Raw genomic sequence first — 1213 nt, 5'->3', positions numbered from 1 at the left:
CAGGAGCCTGAACGTGTGCTCGAGATCGAATCTGCGGAGGAACGACTGCCACCAGCGCTCCACGTCCACCGGTGTGGCGGCGGTGGCTGAGCACCACAGCCAGACGGGTTTCGGGTCGCGGTCGCCCGGCAGGCGCTCGACCTGCAGCCGCACCAACGTGCCGTGCAGGACAGGTAGTTCCTCCTCAGCGTGGTCGAGCCATGGGCCGCGGTGGGTGAGTCGGGGGTGCATCCGGTCCCAGGCCATCGCCTCGGCTTTGCCGTAGCGGGTGGTGTCCGTAGCTGTGGTGACGTCGGGCTGGTGCCAGCTGTCGGGCTTGGCGAAGGTGAGGGCAGCGCCGTGCCGACGGGGCCGCCCGCCCTTGGGGCCGGAACGCGCGGGGCCTGCGTCGCGGAGCATGACGCGGTCCGAGCGCAGGCGTCCGACCAACACGACCGGCAGGTCGGCCAGGGCGTGGGAGAGGTAGCTGACGTCGTAGCCGGCGTCCATCACGATCAGGATCTCTGGGTCGCCCGGCCGCCAGTGCCCGGCTTGCGTCAACCGCTCGACGACGTCGCGTAGTTGGGCTGCGGTGACGAGGGTCGCGTCGTCGGAGGGCCCCAGGCGTACGACGTCCAGCAGCGCGACCCAGGAAGTGCGGCCGGACTCCAGCGCGGCGACGAAGGAGTACGGCCAGCCCGGCACGAACTGGTCCGTCCGGCGGTCGCCGCGTCCGTAGACGTGGCAGAACAGCCGATCGTCGCTGGTCGGGGCATCCGGGCGGAGCCAATTGCTCACGTCCACGGCCAGCACGATCCGGCCGTCGGCCGCCTTCGGCACCGGCAGCCCGGCCAGCGTGCGGCGCAACCGTGCCGGCTCCAGCCAACCGCGGTCCAAAGCTGCGTACAGCGCGCCGTGCCCGCGCCGGTGCTCGACCGCCAGCGACAGCTCGACCAGGGTCTTCACCGGACCGTCCACGCACAACACCGCGTCCGTGAGCTCGAAGAGTGCGTCCTGACGGGCGTAGAGGCATTCGTAGAACTCGACCCGAAAGCGGGACAGGATGCCCAATGCGTCGCCTGCAGGCACGTCGACGGGGAGACTCATACGCAGCGGCCGTTCTCTCGTGCTTCGTTACTCGACATCTCGAAGCGTGGAGAACGGCCGCCCCGGCTGTCCCGGGAAGAACCGCAGATCAGCAGGTCGGGTGACCTCCGAGGTTAAACGCCAAGCT

The 1213-nt window shown here is 69.8% G+C and carries 1 protein-coding gene; it reads right to left on the bottom strand.

Going from position 1 to position 1213, the window contains the following annotated elements; genetic code table 11:
- Positions 1 to 1086 (bottom strand): transposase (locus tag IG90_RS0138655; protein WP_030596039.1); only part of this gene is annotated, 1086 nt, incomplete at its 3' end.
- Positions 1087 to 1213: the final 127 nt, after the last annotated feature.

It is taken from the genome of Streptomyces anulatus (genome assembly GCF_000721175.1).
GTDB classification, from domain to species: domain Bacteria; phylum Actinomycetota; class Actinomycetes; order Streptomycetales; family Streptomycetaceae; genus Streptomyces; species Streptomyces anulatus_C.
This window is presented reverse-complemented; position numbering and strand designations above follow the sequence as displayed.